This window comes from Flavobacterium sp., assembly GCF_035456225.1.
Classification (GTDB): domain Bacteria; phylum Bacteroidota; class Bacteroidia; order Flavobacteriales; family Flavobacteriaceae; genus Flavobacterium.
Window position 1 is genome coordinate 1 of sequence record NZ_DATIDM010000069.1, and the last position, 3,180, is coordinate 3,180.

Genomic DNA, 3,180 nt, shown 5'->3' on the forward strand with positions numbered 1-3,180 from the left:
GTTTTTCATTTCCTGAACAGTTCCTTTTCGGGCCACATCAAACAGATCCGCTTGAGAAAACACCGACTGAAAAAAAAGAAAAAACACACAAGTCACAATTACTTTTTTCATAGCTATTCTGATTCAAGTAAGCATTGATCCATTTTCATTTCTTCCAGCAAATCATCATACCCTATAAAACGTCCTTTGATTTTCACTTTAGACTGCTCTTTGATATCTTGAGGCATTTTATCAAAGACAGCAAACATTTTCTCATCAATAACTACAGCATTTCCGGCCACATCCAAACCAGAAACGGTTCCGATTACTTCGATGGTTTTATTAAGGTATTTTTCATTTGCTTTTTTTTCATCTGCCTTAAATTCGTTATAGACATCTTTTGCAGTAACAGTAAAACTACCTTTTTCCGAAGCGATGTCACGATGGGAATGATACACATAAGAATAAACAAAATAACCTACGAGTGCCAGTAAGATTAAAGCTAAAATTACTAAAATTTTATTTCTTTTCATATTTACCTGATTATTTCTTACAAATTTAACTAATTTTCTTTTTAATTCAACAATAAAAATCATAACTTTAATCATAATTAATTTAATCACAATATGATTTTAATGAGAAACATCTTTTTAGGCTTGTCTGCGATGCTTCTTTGGAGTTGCACAAATGACTCCGAATCAGATTTAATAGGAGATACTCCGGAAGACATAACCTATAACGAAACAATAAAACCAATAATTACTGAAAATTGTATTGAGTGTCACTCTCAACCTCCACAAAACGCAGCGCCAATGCCGTTGCTTACCTATGACCAAGTAAAGGATGCTGTTCTGCACAGGGGTTTGATTGACCGAATTTCGAGCTTTGACCCAGCATTTTTAATGCCGTACGGAAGATCGCGATTACCGCAATCGCAAATCAATCTTATAACAGAATGGAGAAACGCAAATTTCCCTGAATGAAAACATCATGAAAACAAAATTATTTTTAGCAGCCCTTCTTTCAATTACATTTTTAGGATTTACTCAATCCAAAAAAATGACAAAAACCGGAGAGGTAAAATTTGAAGCCTCTGTACCTTCTTTTGAAGAAGTTAAAGCCGAAAACAAAACAACCACCGTAGTCTTAAATACTGACAACGGCGATATCGCTGCTTTAGCACTGATGAAAGGATTTCGATTTAAAATAGCCCTGATGGAAGAACACTTCAACGAAAATTACATTGAAAGCGATAAGTTCCCAAAAGCCACTTTTAAAGGCAAAGTAGTTGACTTTGATATGTCCAAACTTTCAGAAACCGAAAAGGAATTCACCATTAAAGGCACATTGGAATTACACGGAAAATCAAAGAAAATATCAGTCCCCGCAAAAATCAAAAAATCAGGTGATGCCATCTCTCTTACCACAGCTTTCTCTGTAAATTCAGATGATTTCGATATTGAAATTCCAAGCGTCGTAAGCAAGAAAGTTTCAAAAACAGTAAACATCGATGTCGACTGTGTTCTCAAATAATTTGTGTTAGTTATGGATTTTACCGAGCCTTTCATTTATTTGAAGGGCTTTTTTTTAAAGCTCCACCTCTTCAAAAGCACTCAACTTATCAATATAAAGGCGTGTATGAGAATTGTCTTCGCTTTTGGAAAACATCGGAATAAATTTAGCCCCATATACAAATTCATCAAAGGTATATGAAGTACGTTTCACTACAGAAGAACTGAACATATCATCAAAAACCTTCACATAAACAACCAACTCCCCTTGATTGTTTTCAAAATCTTCTTTTGTCAGATTGTACAACGGACTTTCTTCTGTGATTGGATGCACAACCGTCCAACTAAGCGTCAATGCATTAATACGATGCAACTCTAAATCCAACGGATAAAACTTGTTGGTCGTTTTTCCGTCTTCTTCTAATGTCATCCCTAAAGTTAATCGTGCTTCAGCTTCAGTAAGATTGGTATTCTTGTATGGAGTCATTCGAATCATTAATGCCTTCATATCCTTATATGGTCCGATAACGGCAATATCCGAAAAACGAATAAAAGCTTTAGGCTTACTGAACCTTCCATAGAACAAACCCGTAGCAATTGCAAAACTCAACAACCCAAACAAAGCTTCCACAGAAGCAACGAAGCTGGTCCAAAAACCCGTCGGACTAATATGCCCATAACCCACAGTGGTAAAAGTCTGGGCGCTGAAGAAAAAAGCCTGACCGAATTTATCAATAGCATTATCTGCTGTAATACCTTTGAGATGATCCACCCCGATAACACAATAAACACTGGCAAAAAAAAGATTTACCATTAAATAAAAGGCAAAAATAACCAACATAAATTTCCATTTCGGAAGCACCAACATTGTATGATACCAACTGATACTTTCTACAAAACCAATCCCTTCTTTCTTTACATTCGCATCTCCGTTTTTATTTATGAACCTACCCCCGTAATTGGAGGAATTTGAACCAAAACCGGTATTGACATCCGCTTTTGCCCGCGCGTTTATTTTCTTTAGAAAGGCCATGAGTAATTACGTTTAAGTAAAGCTATAAATTTTAAACTAATGAATCGTAAGTTTTATTTGGTATTTTTGATCCTGAAAAATCAATGCAAATGAACCCGAGAATTGAATTGTTATCCGAAAAAAAACTAATCGGGAAACGAAAGAGCATGTCGTTAATCAATAACACGACTTTCGAATTATGGCGAAGTTTCATGATTTCAGAAAAAGAAATTCAAAACAGAATTGGAACTGATCGCTATTCTGTGCAGGTTTATCCTTCCGGCTACTTCGAAAATTTCAGTCCGAATACCGAATTCGAAAAATGGGCAACGATAGAAGTAAGTAATTTCGAACTTGTTCCTAATGAAATGGAAACTTTTGTACTGCAATGCGGACTCTATGCTGTTTTCTTCTATAAGGGCTCAAATACCGACACGCGAATCTTCGAATTTATCTTCAATGATTGGCTCCCAAATTCGGAATACCATTTAGACAACCGGCCTCATTTTGAAGTTTTAGGAGAGAAATACAAAAACGGCAATTCGAATTCTGAAGAAGAAATCTGGATCCCGATTAAGGCGAAAGCATAATCACCTACAATAAAAGTTCCCTCTTTCGAGCTACCGCGTGTACACATCTAAAAATAGCATACTGATCATCCGGATTGAACTGATTTAC

The 3,180-nt window shown here is 35.8% G+C and carries 5 protein-coding genes; 3 read left to right on the forward strand and 2 right to left on the reverse strand.

Annotated features, from left to right (window positions below; all coding sequences use genetic code 11):
- Nucleotides 1–113: 113 nt before the first annotated feature.
- A complete protein-coding gene (locus VLB74_RS04020; protein ID WP_325202176.1) occupies nucleotides 114–512 on the reverse strand; it encodes an OB-fold protein in 399 nt (132 codons plus the stop codon).
- Between the two features lie 102 nt (nucleotides 513–614).
- Between VLB74_RS04020 and VLB74_RS04025 the strand changes: the two genes are divergently transcribed.
- Together VLB74_RS04025 and VLB74_RS04030 are read left to right on the forward strand one after the other, a co-directional pair.
- Nucleotides 615–962: a hypothetical protein gene (locus tag VLB74_RS04025; protein ID WP_325202177.1), complete on the forward strand. Its 348-nt coding sequence runs from the start codon at nucleotides 615–617 to the stop codon at nucleotides 960–962.
- 7 nt (nucleotides 963–969) lie between these two features.
- Nucleotides 970–1,512, forward strand: coding sequence for a YceI family protein (locus VLB74_RS04030; RefSeq protein WP_325202178.1), 543 nt, complete (start codon nucleotides 970–972; stop codon nucleotides 1,510–1,512).
- A 54-nt stretch (nucleotides 1,513–1,566) separates the two neighbouring features.
- Here VLB74_RS04030 and VLB74_RS04035 read toward each other — a convergent pair whose 3' ends face one another.
- Nucleotides 1,567–2,523: an ion channel gene (locus VLB74_RS04035; protein WP_325202179.1), complete on the reverse strand. Its 957-nt coding sequence runs from the start codon at nucleotides 2,521–2,523 to the stop codon at nucleotides 1,567–1,569.
- 89 nt (nucleotides 2,524–2,612) lie between these two features.
- On the opposite strand from VLB74_RS04035, the gene VLB74_RS04040 reads away from it, so the two are divergent.
- Nucleotides 2,613–3,092, forward strand: a complete 480-nt coding sequence (locus tag VLB74_RS04040; protein ID WP_325202180.1) for a GyrI-like domain-containing protein — start codon at nucleotides 2,613–2,615, stop codon at nucleotides 3,090–3,092.
- The last annotated feature ends 88 nt before the right edge of the window (nucleotides 3,093–3,180 follow it).